The organism is Aeromonas sp. FDAARGOS 1410 (genome assembly GCF_019048745.1).
GTDB classification, from domain to species: domain Bacteria; phylum Pseudomonadota; class Gammaproteobacteria; order Enterobacterales; family Aeromonadaceae; genus Aeromonas; species Aeromonas jandaei.
Genome location: NZ_CP077401.1, coordinates 3,136,709 through 3,151,763, shown reverse-complemented (window position 1 = coordinate 3,151,763; position 15,055 = coordinate 3,136,709). Strand labels below are relative to the sequence as shown.

Genomic DNA, 15,055 nt, shown 5'->3' with positions numbered 1-15,055 from the left:
TCCATCAAGGTCGGCAAACAGCCCGGCTGTACGATTTTCGTGTTGTTCATCGCGTTTACCCCAGTAGCAGCAGTGCCAGCACCAGTGCGGCACCGATCCCCATGGAAGCGGCATACCAGCGCAACTTGCCGGTGACTGTCCAGGCCAGCAGCTGGTTGCCACGCAGGGCGAACCAGGCGGGCAGGCCCATCATCCAGTCCAGCGGATCCTGCCCGACCAGACGGGTAGCCAGCAGATAAGGCTTGACCCACAGCTGGTCGTAGAGCCAGTCAAAGCCCCAGGCGTTGAACCAGAGGGTGCTGAGCAGACGGCCCGGAGCGCTGTTGGCAATGGATGTGGCCAGACGGCGCTCACCAAGGAACAGAAACGCGGCCAGCGCGATCCCTGCAATGGCGATGATGCCGGAGGTTATCTCCAGTGCATGACGACCCTCTTCGATATGATCCCCCGGGCCTGCTGGCAGCACACCTGCCAGCGGTGGGGTGATAAGAGCCCCAATGCCGGTGGAGAGCACCAGCAGCACCAGCAGCGGCAGATGGTGAGCCAGGCCGTGACCAGCGTGAGCTTTGGTCTGTTCTTTGCCATGGAAGGCGATAAAGATCAGTCGGAAGGTGTAGAGGGAGGTCAGGAATGCCCCCACCAGACCGGCCCACAGCAGAGCGCTTTGGCCAGAGGCTTCTACTTGCCACAGGATGGCGTCCTTACTGTAGAAACCCGAGGTGACCAGCGGCAGCGCGGCCAGCGCCGAACCACCTACCAGGAAGCAGGCATAGACCAGCGGCAAACTTTTGCGCAGGCCGCCCATCTTGAAGATGTTCTGCTCGTGGTGGGTCGCGACGATAACGGCACCGGCGGAGAGGAACAGCAGCGCCTTGAAGAAGGCGTGGGTCATCAGGTGGAAGATGGCCCCTTCCCATGCGCCGACACCGAGTGCCAGGAACATGTAGCCAATCTGGCTCATGGTGGAGTAGGCAAGGATCCGCTTGATGTCGGTCTGTACCAGCGCGGCAAAACCGGCCAGCACCAGGGTGATGGCGCCAACCAGCCCGACCAGATGGAGGATCTCCGGCGCAAGCAGGAACAGACCATGGGTGCGGGCAATCAGGTAGACACCGGCGGTCACCATGGTGGCAGCGTGGATCAACGCGGAGACCGGCGTTGGGCCTGCCATCGCATCTGCCAGCCAGGTTTGCAGCGGCAGCTGGGCCGATTTACCGACCGCACCACCCAGCAGCATCAGGCAGGCGAGCGACAGGGCAGGGGAGCCTTCGGCAAACATGGTCGGGGCACGAACCAGCAGCTCGTGAATATTGAGAGTGCCCAGTTCGCGATAAAGGATAAACAGGCCGATGGCGAGGAACACGTCACCCACACGGGTCACAATGAAGGCCTTGAGGGCCGCCGCGCCATTGTTGCGATCCTTGTAGTAGAAGCCGATCAGCAGGTAGCTGCACAGCCCCACCCCTTCCCAGCCGAGGTAGACAAACAGCAGGTCATCGGCCAGTACCAGAAACAGCATGCTGGCGATAAAGAGGTTGGTGTAGGTGAAGAAGCGGGAGTAGCCCTCTTCACCGCGCATGTACCAGGATGCGAACAGGTGGATGAAGAAGCCCACCCCGGTCACTACGCCCAGCATGGTCAGCGACAAGCCATCCAGCGCCAGGCTGAAGGTGGGGGTGAAGTGGCCTACCGCCATCCACTGCCACAGGTGCTGGATATAGACGCCACCCTCGGGCGGGTTGGCCAGAAAGTCCATGCCGACCCAGAGTGTGGTAAGCGCCGAGAGACCAATGGAACCTACCCCGATCAGCGCCGAGGTGCGCTCCCCCAGACGGCCGAGGGAGAAGGCCAATACCAGCCACCCCAGCAGCGGAAATAGAAAAGTCAGATATAAGAGGCTCATCCGTGCATCTCGCTCACAGTATCCACGTTAAGGGTGTGGTAACGACGATAGAGCAGCAGTAACAGGGCAAGGCCGATACTGGCCTCCGCTGCTGCCAGAGAAATCACCAGTATGTACATGATCTGGCCATCGGCCTGAGCCCAGCGGCTACCCGCCACCACAAATGCCAGTGCCGACGCATTCATCATGATTTCGATGCTCATCAGGATGTAGAGCAGGTTGCGGCGGATCAGCAGGCCGCATAACCCGATGCAGAAGAGCACCGCGGCCAGCAGGAGGCCGTGCTCCATGGGGATTCCATTCATTGCTGACCTCCTTCATGTGACGGACGTGATTGATTGCGGGGGACGGAGAGCACTTCGCCGCTCTTGTCTTCCCGGCCCAGATGGTAGGCGGTCACCAGACCCGCCAGCAGCAGGATGGAGGCAAGCTCCACCGCCAGCACATAGGGGCCAAAGAGTTCGACACCCACCTGTTTGGCGGTAACATCGGTCACCCCGAGCAGGCCGCCGGTCACCCCGAGGATGCCGTGGGCCAGGAAGCCCAGCAGGATCAGCGAGAGCAGGGCTGGCCCCACCCATGTCATGGGAGTAAGCCAGTTTTTCTCCTGCGCCTGTGCTGAACCCAGGTTCAGCATCATCACCACAAACACGAACAGCACCATGATGGCACCCGCGTAGACGATCACCTGCAGGGCGCCGGCAAAGGCGGCCCCCAGGCAGAAGAAGATCATGGCCACGGCGATGAGGGAGATGATGAGATTGAGCAGCGCATGCATGGGATTGCTGGTGCTGATCACCCGCAGCGTGCTGTAAATGGCCACCAGGGCCGAGGCATAAAATGCCAGTTCCATGATTGACTCCTCAGGGCAGCAGGCTCTTGACATCGATGGGTTTGGCTTCGTTTTCGGCTTCCCCTTTCGGCTTGCCGTCGATGGCCATCCCGCTCATGCGATAGAAGTTGTAGTCCGGGTATTTGCCTGGCCCGCTGATCAGCAGGTCTTCCTTCTCGTACACCAGATCCTGGCGGCGATACTCGCCCATTTCGAAATCCGGCGTCAGCTGGATAGCGGTGGTGGGGCAAGCCTCTTCGCACAAGCCGCAGAAGATGCAGCGGGAGAAGTTGATGCGAAAGAATTCCGGGTACCAGCGACCATCTTCCCGCTCGGATTTTTGCAGCGAGATGCAGCCGACCGGGCAGGCAACCGCGCAGAGGTTGCAAGCCACGCAGCGCTCGTCACCGTCCGGGTCGCGAGTCAGCACGATACGGCCGCGGTAGCGGGGCGGCACATAGACCGCCTCTTCCGGGTAGTTCAGGGTTTCACGAGGCCGCCAGGCATGGGAGAAGACCATGGCCAGACTGCGTAACTGGGTGCCAACACCCTGGATAATGCTAAAAATTTTCATCTCGTGCCTCACTGCACATTCATCAGCACTACTGCCGCGGTGACCAGCATATTAAGCAGGGTCAGCGGCAAGCAGACTTTCCAGCCAAACGCCATCACCTGGTCAAAGCGCGGGCGAGGCAGGGAGGCCCGCAGCAGAATGAAGAACACCATGAAGCAGGCGGTCTTCAGAGCAAACCAGATGAAGGGGGGCAACCAGGGACCATGCCAGCCACCAAAGAAGAGGGTCACGATGAGCGAGGAGATCAGCACGATGCCGATATATTCGCCCACGAAGAAGAGACCCCATTTCATCCCCGCATACTCGATGTGATAGCCATCAGCGAGCTCCTGCTCGGCTTCCGGCTGGTCAAACGGGTGGCGGTGGGTGACGGCAACGCCGGCAAACAGGAAGGTGACAAAGCCAAGGATCTGCGGGACCACGTTCCACAGACCAGCCTGAGCCTCGACGATGTCGCGCAGGTTGAAGCTTCCGGTCTGGATCACCACCCCCATCAGGGAGAGGCCGAGGAACACCTCGTAGGAGAGGGTCTGGGCCGAGGCGCGCAGACTACCCAGCAGGGAGTATTTGTTGTTGCTCGACCAGCCGGCGAACAGCACCGCATAGACCGCCAGCCCCGCGATGGCCAGGATGTAAAGCAGACCCACGTTGAGATCCGCCACGCCCCAGGTGGGGCTGATCGGCACCACCGCAAACGCCAGAATAAAGGCGGTGAAGGCGATGATGGGAGCCAGGATGAAGATCCGCCGATCGGCGAACGGCGGGATCCAGTCCTCCTTGAAGAACATCTTGACCATGTCGGCCGCCAGCTGCAGCAGGCCGAACGGGCCAACCCGGTTGGGGCCGTAACGATCCTGCCACAGCGCCAGCAGGCGGCGTTCGATGAAGCTCATGAAGGCGCCAGCCCCCACGATCCCCACCAGCACGAGCAGTGCCTTGCCGACCTCCAGCAACAGATCAATCAGCGAGTCGCTCATGCGATGACCTCCTGCAGGTTATTGATATATGCCTGCTGCAGCGCAGTTGGCAGGCCGTTGACGCCAAGGGGCAGACCCACCAGACCGGCCGCCAGCTGCTCGCTCAGACGCAGACGCAGTTGCCAGTGGCTGCCACCCCAGGAGAATGAGACCTGATTGCCGGCATGCAGGGCCAGACGCTGCGCATCGACCGGGTTCAGCACCAGCTCGGGCTCGTTCATCCGGGTCTGGATGACCGGGCTGCGGGCGGAGAGCTCCTCGCCACCAAACAACTGGACATAGTTGACCACTTGCAGCGCATCCTCTGCCTTGAAGGTGGAGGGGATGGTAGTAAACCAGCCAAGGGTATCTTCGCTTGCTTCCAGCAGACGGCGACCCGGATCACCGGCGCGCAGTTTGCCACCCACCTCATCCTGGAACTTGTTCCAGGCGGAAGGAGAGTTCCAGCCCGGTGCCCAGGCGAACGGTACTTGCGGCAGCGGTTGACGGGCCCCGGCATACCCTTCCATGGAGAAGTTGAAGGGGGAGTCCGGATCCTGAGCCACCCGCGGCTCGCTGACGTTCTGGTTGGCCAGCATGGAGGTGCGGCCACTGTAGCGGTGCGGTTCACGAGCCAGACGCATGCCGCGGATGCGCAAGCCTGCGTTGGGGGCAGCTTCCAGCATGGTGGCCAGCAGCGGATTGCTGGTGGCGCAGTCATGGTTGATCTGGTCGAAGTTTTGCCAGCGCAGAGATGTGTGCTCAAGAGCGCCTTGCAGCGCCGCCAGCCAGCGCCACCCTTCACGCACCTGAATGTCGGTGTTGTAGAAGGCCGGAGCATAAACCTGGAAGAAGCGTTGGGCGCGACCTTCCATGTTCACCAGGGTGCCATCGGCTTCGGCAAAGCTGGCGGCCGGCAGGATCAGATCTGCCTTTTGTGCAGTCCGGGTATCCTGATGATCGATGACCAGCAGGTGCTGCAGTCTCGCCAATGCAGCATCCACACGGTTACGCGGAGCACGGCGATAAAGGTCGTTCTCCAGCGTCACCAGCGCCAGCTTCTCTTGCGCTTCGATGCGCTCGAAAGCTGCCTCAAGCGGCTTGCCACCCAGCATGGCCAGACCGAGCGAGTTGGCCTCCTGGGCAACCAGCGCGATGCTGGCTTCCAGACCACGCCCTTTCAGGGCACGAGCAATATTGCTGGCTGCTTCAACCAGCGCCACGCTGCGTGCGCTGGAGCCGGCGATGATGAGCGGCTTTTTGGCGTTGCCCAGCAGCTCGGCCCAGCGTGCAGCCTGAGCCTGCTGCTCGGCAGAGAGGTCGGCGATAGCTGGTGCCGTATTGTCGAGCAGGTTGGCGATGGCAAAGCCAAGGCGTGCCTGATCGACGTAGGGAGCGTGCAGTTTGTCGGCCGCTACGTCATCGAGACGTGTGTTGTCGAGACTGGTGATGAGCAGCGGATAGCGCTCGTTCTGGCCCAGAGTCTGCACCGCGGCAACCTGCCACAGGTCGACCTTCATTTTGCGGGCCAGTTCGCGGGCCTTGCCCTTGACGGCTTGACGCAGGGCCAGCGCAATTCGAGCCGCACTCATGGTGACATCTTCGCCGAGTACCAGAATGGCGTCGGCCTCTTCCATGTCGCGCAGGCTTGGTGTTGATACGCCGCCATGCTGCAAAATCTGCAGGATCTTCTGCTGGCATTCCCACTCGGTCTGCTCCATGCCGCAATAGAAGTTCTTTTCACCCACCAGTTCGCGCAGAGCAAAGTTGCTCTCCAGCGACGCGCGGGGCGAACCGATACCGATCACTCCACTGGCGGTGCGCAAGGCATCGGCGGCGCGGTTGAGAGCACCATCGACCGTGATGGCCAGCTTGTCGTTACCTTCACGCAGCAGCGGTTGGCGCGGGCGGTCGGTCAGGTTGACATAGCCATAGCCAAAGCGGCCGCGATCGCAGAGGAAATAGTGGTTGAGGCTGCCGTGGAAGCGGTTTTCGATACGGCGCAGTTCGCCATAACGTTCGCCCGGGCTAATGTTGCAGCCCACGGAGCACTGCTGGCAGACGCTCGGGGCAAACTGCATGTCCCATTTGCGGTTGTAACGCTCGGAGTGAGTCTTGTCGGTGAAAACCCCGGTAGGGCAGACTTCCACCAGATTGCCGGAGAATTCGCTCTCCAGCGTGCCATCCTCGACCCGACCGAAATAGACGTTGTCGTGGGCACCGTAGACGCCAAGATCCTCGCCACCGGCATAATCCTTGTAATAACGGACGCAGCGGTAGCAGGCGATGCAGCGGTTCATCTCGTGGCTGATGAAGGGGCCGAGATCCTGATTCTGGTGGGTGCGTTTGGTGAAGCGGTAGCGACGGCTGTTGTGGCCGGTCATCACCGTCATATCCTGCAGGTGACAGGCGCCACCCTCTTCACACACCGGACAGTCGTGGGGGTGGTTGGTCATCAGCCACTCCACCACGCTCTTGCGAAACTCCTTGGCCTCTTCATCTTCGATGGCGATATAGGTGCCATCGGTGGCCGGTGTCATGCAGGACATCACCAGACGGCCACGCTTGTCATCGGCATTTTGATACTGTTTGACCGCGCACTGGCGGCAGGCTCCCACGCTACCAAGCGCCGGGTGCCAGCAAAAATAGGGGACGTCCAGACCGAGGGACAGACAGGCTTGCAGCAGGTTATCTGCCCCGTCTACCTCGTACTCTTTACCGTCTACATGAATGGTCGCCATACAACTTCCCTGAAACCTGTTTTGTGAATTCGGCTATTGTCTGATGCGCTTGGCGTTTACCAGCGTTCACCCAAGAGATTGGGCTGGATCCCTTTGACCGGCTTGCGGTTATCGCCGCTGCCCTTGATCCCCGCTTCGAATTCGGAGCGGAAATACTTGATCGCGCTGGCAAGCGGTTCGACGGCGCCCGGAGCATGGGCGCAGAAGGTTTTACCCGGGCCCAGGAAATTGCAGAGCTGCTCCAGCGTAGCCAGATCGCCTGATTGCCCCTCGCCACGTTCAAGCGCGCGCAGCAGCTTGACGCTCCAGGGCAGGCCATCGCGACAGGGAGTACACCAGCCACATGACTCGCGGGCGAAGAACTCCTCCATGTTGCGCAGCAGGGAGACCATGCTGATGGAGTCATCCACCGCCATGGCGAGGCCGGTCCCCATCCGGGTGCCTACCTTGCCGATACCAGCGGTGTACATCTGGGCATCGAGGTGCTCAGGCAGCAAGAAACCGGTTCCCGCGCCGCCCGGTTGCCAGGCTTTCAGGCGATAGCCGCTCTTCATGCCGCCGGCATAGTTTTCAAACAGCTCGCGGGCGGTAATGCCAAACGGCAGCTCCCACACCCCAGGGTTGTTTACCTTGCCGGAGAAGCCCATCAGCTTGGTACCGTGGTCTTCAGAGCCCGGCAGCGCCAGCCCGTGATACCAGGCCACCCCGTTGCCGATAATGGCGGGCACGTTGCAGAGGGTCTCGACGTTGTTGACGCAGGTGGGTTTGCCCCAGACACCGGAAACGGCGGGGAAGGGCGGTTTGGCGCGCGGGTTGGCGCGGCGCCCTTCCAGCGAGTTGATCAGTGCTGTCTCTTCGCCACAGATGTAGCGACCGGCGCCAGTGTGAACAAACAGCTCGAAGTCAAAACCCGAGCCCAGAATGTTCTTGCCAAGCAAACCGGCGGCTTTTGCCTCTTCTACCGCACGACGCAGGTTGATGGCGGCATCGACATACTCGCCGCGCAGGAAGATATAACCGCGATAGGCTTTCAGCGCCCGGGCCGAGATGATCATCCCTTCGATCAGCAGGTGGGGCAGTTGCTCCATCAGCAGCCGGTCTTTCCAAGTGTTGGGCTCCATCTCGTCGGCGTTACAGAGCAGATAGCGGATGTTCATGCTCTCGTCTTTGGGCATCAGCCCCCACTTCACGCCAGTGGGGAAGCCCGCGCCACCACGCCCCTTGAGACCGGCATCCTTGACGGTGCTGACGATCTCGTCCGGACTCATCTGGCCGAGTGCTTTGCGCACCGCTTCATAACCCTGTTTTGCCTGATACTCCTCCAGCCATACCGGCTGGCCGTCGTCACGCAACCGCCAGGTGAGCGGATGGGTCTCGGCCGCACGCGGGGTGCGGTTGGCGGTGCCAAAGGAGGTGAGGATTTTGCTCTGCTGCAGGCTCATGGGTAAGCCTCCAGGGTTTTCAGCAAGGTGACGGGGTCGAGCCCGCCATAGGTGTCGTCATCGATCATGATGGCCGGCCCCTTGTCGCAGTTGCCAAGGCAGCAGACCGGCAACAGGGTGAAGCGGCCATCGGCTGTGGTCTGGCCGGGAGCGAGGTTCATCACCTCCTTGAGGCCAGCCAGCAGCTCTTCGTGACCGTTGATGTAGCAGACCATGCTGTCGCAAACGCGGATGACATGGCGACCAACTGGCTGACGGAAGATCTGGCTATAGAAGGTGGCAACCCCCTCCACGTCGCTGGCGGGAATACCAAGCTCGGTGGCAATCGCTGAAATGGCGCCGTCAGGCACCCAGCCACGGGCCTGCTGCACTATCTTGAGCGCTTCGATGCTGGCAGCACGGGGATCTTCGTAATGGTGTTTCTCATGCTCGATGGCGTCGCGTTCAGCCTGACTCAGGACAAAGTCGTCCCGTTTGCTGCTGCAAGCCCCTTGCCCCTGCGGGGTCTGATTATTGTGACACTGACATTGCTGGCTCATGACTTGACCTTTTGTGGCTTGTCCTTTTACTGCGAGTCCTGTTGTCTCGTCATTGCGGGTCACTCGCCTTGGCGAGCAACCCGTGATGAGTTAACGGTCCACATCCGACATAACAAAATCGATACTGCCCAGATAGACGATGAGATCAGACACCATGCTGCCTTTGATCACCGAGGGGATCTGTTGCAGGTGAGCAAAGCTCGGGGTGCGGATCCGGGTCCGGTAGCTCATGGTTGAGCCATCGCTGGTCAGGTAGTAACTGTTGACCCCCTTGGTCGCCTCAATCATCTGGAACGACTCGGCTGCCGGCATGACCGGGCCCCAAGACACTTGCAGGAAGTGGTTGATCAGGGTCTCGATGTGCTGCAGCGTGCGCTCTTTGGGCGGCGGAGTGGTCAGCGGGTGATCCGCTTTGAACGGGCCCTCCGGCATGTTCTTCATGCACTGCTCAATGATGGAGAGGCTTTGGCGGATCTCCTCGATGCGAACGGTGGCGCGATCATAGGCATCGCCGTTGCTGCCGACCGGCACTTCGAAGTCGAATTGATCGTAACCGGAGTAGGGACGCCACTTGCGCACATCGAAGTTGAGGCCGGTGGCGCGCAAGCCTGCACCCGTAGTGCCCCAGGCCAGTGCCTGTTCGGTGGTGTAGGCGGAGACCCCGATAGTGCGACCACGCAGAATGCTGTTGCGCATCGCGGCTTTCTCGTAATCCATCAGCCGCTTGGGTAGCCAGCTCAGCAGGTTGTCCTGGATCAGACGTTGCCATCCGTTGGGCAGGTCGTGGGCAACACCGCCGATGCGGAACCAGGCCGGATGCATACGGGCGCCGGTGATCGCTTCAATGATGGTGTATATCTTCTGGCGGTCGGTAAAGGTGAAGAAGACCGGGGTCATGGCCCCCACGTCCTGGATATAGGTACCGAGGAACAACAGGTGGCTCTGGATGCGGAACAGCTCCGCCATCATCACCCGGATCATGTCGACTCGCTGGGGCACCTTGATGCCGGCCAGCTTCTCGACCGCCAGCACGTAGGGGAGGTTGTTCATCACCCCGCCCAGATACTCGACCCGGTCGGTATAGGGAATGTAGCTGTGCCAGGATTGGCGCTCGCCCATCTTCTCGGCACCGCGATGGTGGTAACCGATATCGGGCACACAGTTGCGGATCTCCTCGCCATCGAGTTGCAGTACCAGCCGGAAGGCGCCGTGAGCCGAGGGGTGGTTGGGACCGAGGTTGAGGAACATGTAGTCCTCGTTCTCGTTACCACGTGCCAGACCCCACTCTTCCGGTTTGAACAGCAGGTTCTCCTGCTCCATGTCCTGCTTGGCCGCATCGAGCATGAAGGGATCAAATTCGGTGGCGCGCGCGGGGTAATCCTTGCGCAGCGGGTGTCCCTGCCAGCTCTTGGGCATCATGATACGGGTCAGGTGGGGGTGGCCATCGAAGGTGATACCCAGCAGATCCCATACTTCCCGTTCATACCAGTTGGCATTGGGGAAGTGGCCGGTGACGGTTGGCAGATGTAAATCGCTTTCGGCAAGCGGCACCTTCAGCATCACATCGGCGTTACGGTCGATGGATATGAGGTGATAGAAAACGGTGAAGTCGCTTTGCGGCAGACCTTCGCGGTGGGTGCGCAGCCGTTCGTCAGTGGCACTCAGATCGAAGAGCATCACGAACGGGGAGGGCACCTTGCGCAGAAAGCTCATCACATCGAGCAGCTGCTCCCGGGCAAGCCAGACGACAGGCACGCCGGTACGGGTAGTCTGCACGGTGAAATGCTGCGCCCCGAAATGGGCGAACAGTTCGCCAATGACCTTGGCATCCTTATGATCGGTGGGTTGCCACTGGGCCATTTCATAATTGCTGGGAAAATCGCGAGTCAGTTTCATGGTCAGATCTCATCCGGCGTGCGCAGGTTGGTCACATCGATCCGCTCGCCACGCTTGCGGTCCTTCTCGGCCGGCATCTCGGGACGGTAGATCCCCTGATCGCCAACCACCCAGGAGAGGGGGCGACGCTCCTTGCCGATAGAGTCTTGCAGCAGCATCAGGGCTTGCAAAAAGGCTTCGGGACGGGGCGGGCAACCCGGAATGTAAACATCGACCGGCAGGAACTTGTCGACGCCCTGAACCACTGAGTAGATGTCGTACATACCGCCGGAGTTGGCACAGGCACCCATCGAGATCACCCATTTGGGCTCAAGCAACTGCTCATAGAGGCGCTGGATGACGGGTGCCATCTTGATGAAGGGAGTACCTGCGATCACCATGAAATCGGCCTGACGGGGAGAGGCTCGAATAACTTCAGCCCCGAAGCGGGCCACATCGTGGGGTGAGGTGAAGGCGGTACACATCTCCACGTAGCAGCAGGAGATACCGAAGTTGTAGGGCCACAGGGAGTTCTTGCGACCCCAGTTGACGGCATTTTGCAACACCTCCTCGACCCGTCCCATCAGGATGCCGCGCTCGGCTTGCTGCATCAGAGGGTCATCGACGGTTTGGCTCTGCTCCTGGGGATAGCGTTCAACCGGTGCATCCGGGTCTATCCGGGTAAGGGTGTACTTCATGGTGCAACCTCAAGGAAAGGGTCTGTGATTCAGTCACTGTTTTTGTTGTTCAGCTGCGGTTTGCGCGGCGACCACTCCAGTGCACCGATGCGCCAGAGGTAGACCAGACCGATCAACAGCAGACCGATGAAAATGGTGGCTTCAATGAAACCGACCCAGCCGCTTTCGCGAACGGAAACGGACCAGGCGAACAGGTAGAGTGCCTCGACATCGAAGATGACGAAGAACATGGCGACCAGATAGAACTTGGCAGAGAAACGCAGCCGGGCACTGCCGACCGAGTCAACGCCTGATTCGAAGGGTTTGTTTTTGGTGCGGCCATGAGCACGGCCACCCAGCACGGCAGCAAGGCCGATCATCCCCAGGCAGAGGCAAATAGCTGCAATGACGTAGATGGCAAAAGCCCAATGTTGAACAGCAATATCAGCAAACATAGAGGTTTTCCCTAACCGAATTAATCATGCGGTGTAACAATGATGTCACGCATTATGACACTTTAGTACTGATTTACATGTCATTTTTATGGATTAATTATTAATCGGTTAAGTGGAAATTAAATTTTGTTACGGAGCTCAATTTTATTGAGAAAAATGTATGTAATTGACGCTGGTCAGATCAGATGACATGTCTGAAATTTGAGCTTTAGACGGTTGATTATTATCCAGAGAAAATAGGCTGCATTTCTCTCTGGAATAACCATTTCAAATAAGTTGCTATATGTCTGTGCTTTTTGAAAGGAGTAACCCGCCGCCCTGTATGAAGTCAGGGCGGTGGTTTTATGCGGAGGGTGTTATCGCTCAGGGTTTGAGCAGGGGAAGAGCCTGTTCGGCGGCTTTGCCTTGAGAGAGGGTGATCTCGACCCGGCGGTTGGCCTGCCGATGATCGGCGGTGTCATTGGCATAGCGTGGCTGGGTATCAGCTACGCCCTGGGCAATAACCCGCTTGGCATCCAGTTTGGGATTGCCAAGTAGTGTCTGCACAATAGCTGAGGCGCGCAGCACTGACAGTTCCCAGTTGTTGCGGTAGAGCTCTACCGGAGCCTGTGAATCATCGGTGTGGCCGGTAACGACTATGGCCCCCGGAATATCGGCGAGAATACCCGATATCTTGTTGACCAGCGGTACAAACTGGGGCTGCAGAAATGCCGAGTCGGCCGGGAAGAGCGCCTTCTCGCCGATGCGGATCACCAGCTGACTGCCAAGCTGCTCGACTTCCAGATCCTTGGATTCAATCTGTGCCTTGAGTTGCTGCTCAAGTTTCTTCTTGGTGACCTGAACCCACTCCTGCTCTTTGGTCTTGTGTGGCCAGGATTCGGTGGCACTCGGCTTCTCCGAGGCGCCTATGGTCTCGTTGAACGGGTCAGATGCCGCCATCGGAGCATCCTTCTCCAGCACAGTCTCTTTCTTCGGGCTGCTCGGTGTGGTCTTGGATTCCGGCTCGAGGATGCCTGTCCCCCCCTGCATAACAGGTGAACCGGCGGGAGGGGAGACAAGACCAATTTTACCCAGTGACTCGATAAAGCCCTGGATCAGCACCCGGGTCTCGGACTGTTTGGCCATTGCAAAGGAGTAGAGCACCACGAACAGGGCGAACAGCAGAGTCATGAAGTCGGCATAGGAGACCAGCCAGCGTTCGTGGTTCTCTGGCGCTTCAGCCTTTTTCTTTTTGGCCACCATGACCTCCCAGATAGGGTTCGAGGGTTACTTGCAGTCTGGCTTGAGACTCGCCATCCACGATGCAAAGAATGCCGGTAAGGGTCATCTCCTTGTAGTGGCGGATCTGGTGAGCAAATGCCTTGTAGCGGTTGCCAAATGGCAAAAAGATGAGGTTGGCGGCTGATACCCCGTAGATGGTTGCGATAAAGGCTACCGCTATAGCACCACCGAGTTTGTCCGGAGCATCCAGCAAGCCCATCGCGTGGATGAGGCCGAATACCGCACCCACGATCCCCATGGTCGGGCAGTAGCCCCCCATGGCTTCATAGAATTTGACGGTTTGCTCGAGATCTTCCTGTTCAAATTCGATCTCGTTCTCCAGCACCTCGTGGATCTTGGTCTTCTCGTAGCCATCGACCATCATCTGTACCCCTTTTTTCAAAAAGGGATCCTTAATCTCTTCAATCATCCCCTCAAGCGCCAGCATACCGCTGCGCCGGGCATTGCCTGCCAGAGTTTCGAGCAGCTGGGCCTGTTCCAGCATGTCGAGTTTGAGAGGGGCAAGCAGCCATTTGAATCGTTTCAGGCTGTTACCTACTACGGAGAAGGGAAACTGGGTCAGTGCGGCGCCGATGGTACCGCCGATTACGATAAGAAAGGCGGGCAGATCGAGTAGCGCACTGGGATGGCCGCCCTCGATCATGTTACCGCCCAAGATGGCGATCAACGCCAGTACCAAGCCGATTAAGCTCATTTTTTACACATCCCTGAATGTTGATAATGGCTAGTTTAGCTATTTAAGTATCAGTTTTTCAAAATGATATCCAATCTGCGAGCAATAAATTAGAGCTCTGGCCAAGTCTGCATGGCATGGATACCGAGGGCGCTTAAAAAGCAGGCAGTGCAGGATAAATAATAGGGAAGATAGAGCAGGCAAGCAGTAGAAAAGCAAAAAGCCGACCCTGAGGTCGGCTTTGCTAAATTTGGCGGTGAGGGAGGGATTCGAACCCTCGATACGTTGCCGTATACACACTTTCCAGGCGTGCTCCTTCAGCCACTCGGACACCTCACCAAATTTTCGTTCGCTGCGCCGTTGCGCTGGAACGGGGCGTAATTTAGGGGAAATGGCTGGGCGGGTCAACCATTTTTCCCCTTATTTTTCATAATCTTTCTCGAGTGCCTAACCCTTGAACAGAAAGCCGTTTTTTTAATCCGATTCAGGGCTTGTCGAGGATGATCAGGCTGTCCGGCAGCTCGTTCTGGTCACGGGTTGCAGGGAAGGCGTCGGTCAGAATGGCGCTGGTGCGCTCCACACACTCCAGAAAACCTTGCTCGATCTCGTTGTTGCGTACCCGCATCACGAAGTCGTTGATGATCTCCTGCCATTGGCTGTTGTCGATATGCTGGGCAATGCCGTCATCCACCAGGATCTCGACATAGTGTTCGGCGGCCGAGACAAAAATGAGCACCCCCAGACGATCGCGGGTGCGGTGTAGCCCCTGCTCGACAAATTGCAGGCGAGCCATCAGGGCGGCCCTGTGCTGGCGTACCTGTTTCGGGATCAGCCGCATCTTGATAGGGGTCCAGTGGAACAGCAGGCTCAGCAGCAGCCAGACCGACCACTGCACCAGCAGGATCTCGTACCAGCCGAGCCAGAAGCCGAGCTGGAATACCAGCAGCGGGGTCAGCATGGCCAGCAGGGCGGCCCAGAGGGTGGGAATATAGCGATATCCATCGCTGGCCGGGGCCAGCACGGTCACCAGTTCGGCATCCGTGGCCTGTTCGGCTTGTCTGACCCTGGCCTGAAGCGTGTGATAAAACTGTTTGGAAATCATGTTGT

Annotated in this window: 14 protein-coding genes and 1 tRNA gene; all 15 read right to left on the bottom strand. The window is 58.9% G+C overall.

The features are described 5' to 3' along the window. Positions 1-55 precede the first annotated feature (55 nt). The 15 genes from nuoL to I6L40_RS14505 all read right to left on the bottom strand — a co-directional run bounded on the left by nuoL (position 56) and on the right by I6L40_RS14505 (position 15,050). Positions 56-1,903: an NADH-quinone oxidoreductase subunit L gene (gene nuoL / locus I6L40_RS14575; protein WP_124241258.1), complete on the bottom strand. Its 1,848-nt coding sequence runs from the start codon at positions 1,901-1,903 to the stop codon at positions 56-58. Continuing rightward, complete coding sequence (nuoK, locus tag I6L40_RS14570; RefSeq protein WP_033114519.1) at positions 1,900-2,208, bottom strand: NADH-quinone oxidoreductase subunit NuoK; 309 nt, start codon at positions 2,206-2,208, stop codon at positions 1,900-1,902. The genes nuoL and nuoK overlap by 4 nt, the downstream gene beginning before the upstream one ends. Further along, positions 2,205-2,756 (bottom strand): NADH-quinone oxidoreductase subunit J, encoded by a 552-nt coding sequence (gene nuoJ / locus I6L40_RS14565; RefSeq protein WP_033114520.1) that lies wholly within the window; start codon positions 2,754-2,756, stop codon positions 2,205-2,207. Before nuoJ ends, nuoK begins: the two co-directional genes overlap by 4 nt. A gap of 10 nt (positions 2,757-2,766) precedes the next feature. Continuing rightward, complete coding sequence (nuoI, locus tag I6L40_RS14560) at positions 2,767-3,309, bottom strand: NADH-quinone oxidoreductase subunit NuoI (protein ID WP_033114521.1); 543 nt, start codon at positions 3,307-3,309, stop codon at positions 2,767-2,769. Positions 3,310-3,317: 8 nt separating this feature from the next. Beyond that, complete coding sequence (nuoH, locus tag I6L40_RS14555) at positions 3,318-4,286, bottom strand: NADH-quinone oxidoreductase subunit NuoH (protein WP_033114522.1); 969 nt, start codon at positions 4,284-4,286, stop codon at positions 3,318-3,320. Next, a complete protein-coding gene (nuoG, locus tag I6L40_RS14550; protein WP_216994464.1) occupies positions 4,283-7,006 on the bottom strand; it encodes an NADH-quinone oxidoreductase subunit NuoG in 2,724 nt (907 codons plus the stop codon). Before nuoG ends, nuoH begins: the two co-directional genes overlap by 4 nt. Before the next feature lie 56 nt (positions 7,007-7,062). Continuing rightward, entirely contained in the window at positions 7,063-8,448 is a 1,386-nt protein-coding gene (nuoF, locus tag I6L40_RS14545) for an NADH-quinone oxidoreductase subunit NuoF (RefSeq protein WP_042033539.1), read from the bottom strand. Beyond that, positions 8,445-8,987, bottom strand: a complete 543-nt coding sequence (gene nuoE, locus I6L40_RS14540) for an NADH-quinone oxidoreductase subunit NuoE (RefSeq protein WP_071910629.1) — start codon at positions 8,985-8,987, stop codon at positions 8,445-8,447. The genes nuoF and nuoE overlap by 4 nt, the downstream gene beginning before the upstream one ends. Before the next feature lie 90 nt (positions 8,988-9,077). Then, positions 9,078-10,847: an NADH-quinone oxidoreductase subunit C/D gene (gene nuoC, locus I6L40_RS14535; protein WP_204378237.1), complete on the bottom strand. Its 1,770-nt coding sequence runs from the start codon at positions 10,845-10,847 to the stop codon at positions 9,078-9,080. 38 nt (positions 10,848-10,885) lie between these two features. After that, on the bottom strand, positions 10,886-11,560 hold the full coding sequence (locus I6L40_RS14530; RefSeq protein ID WP_033114527.1) for an NADH-quinone oxidoreductase subunit B family protein: 675 nt from the start codon (positions 11,558-11,560) through the stop codon (positions 10,886-10,888). Positions 11,561-11,589: 29 nt separating this feature from the next. Beyond that, positions 11,590-11,994, bottom strand: coding sequence for an NADH-quinone oxidoreductase subunit A (locus I6L40_RS14525; RefSeq protein ID WP_033114528.1), 405 nt, complete (start codon positions 11,992-11,994; stop codon positions 11,590-11,592). Between the two features lie 363 nt (positions 11,995-12,357). Beyond that, positions 12,358-13,236 (bottom strand): flagellar motor protein MotB, encoded by an 879-nt coding sequence (locus tag I6L40_RS14520; protein WP_033114529.1) that lies wholly within the window; start codon positions 13,234-13,236, stop codon positions 12,358-12,360. Then, entirely contained in the window at positions 13,211-13,969 is a 759-nt protein-coding gene (locus I6L40_RS14515) for a flagellar motor protein (protein WP_033114530.1), read from the bottom strand. Before I6L40_RS14515 ends, I6L40_RS14520 begins: the two co-directional genes overlap by 26 nt. A 230-nt stretch (positions 13,970-14,199) precedes the next feature. Beyond that, positions 14,200-14,287: transfer RNA gene (locus I6L40_RS14510), tRNA-Ser, on the bottom strand. Positions 14,288-14,432: 145 nt separating this feature from the next. After that, positions 14,433-15,050 carry a TPM domain-containing protein gene (locus I6L40_RS14505; RefSeq protein ID WP_041207438.1) on the bottom strand — a complete coding sequence of 206 codons (618 nt, stop codon included), beginning with the start codon at positions 15,048-15,050 and terminating at the stop codon, positions 14,433-14,435. Positions 15,051-15,055 lie beyond the last annotated feature (5 nt).

Coding starts and splice junctions, on each gene's coding strand:
- nuoL (WP_124241258.1), bottom strand. CDS start 1,903: ATGAGCCTCTTATATCTGACTTTTCTATTTCCGCTGCTGGGGTGGCTG.
- nuoI (WP_033114521.1), bottom strand. CDS start 3,309: ATGAAAATTTTTAGCATTATCCAGGGTGTTGGCACCCAGTTACGCAGT.
- nuoG (WP_216994464.1), bottom strand. CDS start 7,006: ATGGCGACCATTCATGTAGACGGTAAAGAGTACGAGGTAGACGGGGCA.
- I6L40_RS14525 (WP_033114528.1), bottom strand. CDS start 11,994: ATGTTTGCTGATATTGCTGTTCAACATTGGGCTTTTGCCATCTACGTC.
- nuoJ (WP_033114520.1), bottom strand. CDS start 2,756: ATGGAACTGGCATTTTATGCCTCGGCCCTGGTGGCCATTTACAGCACG.
- nuoK (WP_033114519.1), bottom strand. CDS start 2,208: ATGAATGGAATCCCCATGGAGCACGGCCTCCTGCTGGCCGCGGTGCTC.
- nuoF (WP_042033539.1), bottom strand. CDS start 8,448: ATGAGCCTGCAGCAGAGCAAAATCCTCACCTCCTTTGGCACCGCCAAC.
- I6L40_RS14505 (WP_041207438.1), bottom strand. CDS start 15,050: ATGATTTCCAAACAGTTTTATCACACGCTTCAGGCCAGGGTCAGACAA.
- nuoE (WP_071910629.1), bottom strand. CDS start 8,987: ATGAGCCAGCAATGTCAGTGTCACAATAATCAGACCCCGCAGGGGCAA.
- I6L40_RS14530 (WP_033114527.1), bottom strand. CDS start 11,560: ATGAAGTACACCCTTACCCGGATAGACCCGGATGCACCGGTTGAACGC.
- I6L40_RS14515 (WP_033114530.1), bottom strand. CDS start 13,969: ATGAGCTTAATCGGCTTGGTACTGGCGTTGATCGCCATCTTGGGCGGT.
- I6L40_RS14520 (WP_033114529.1), bottom strand. CDS start 13,236: ATGGTGGCCAAAAAGAAAAAGGCTGAAGCGCCAGAGAACCACGAACGC.
- nuoH (WP_033114522.1), bottom strand. CDS start 4,286: ATGAGCGACTCGCTGATTGATCTGTTGCTGGAGGTCGGCAAGGCACTG.
- nuoC (WP_204378237.1), bottom strand. CDS start 10,847: ATGGCCCAGTGGCAACCCACCGATCATAAGGATGCCAAGGTCATTGGC.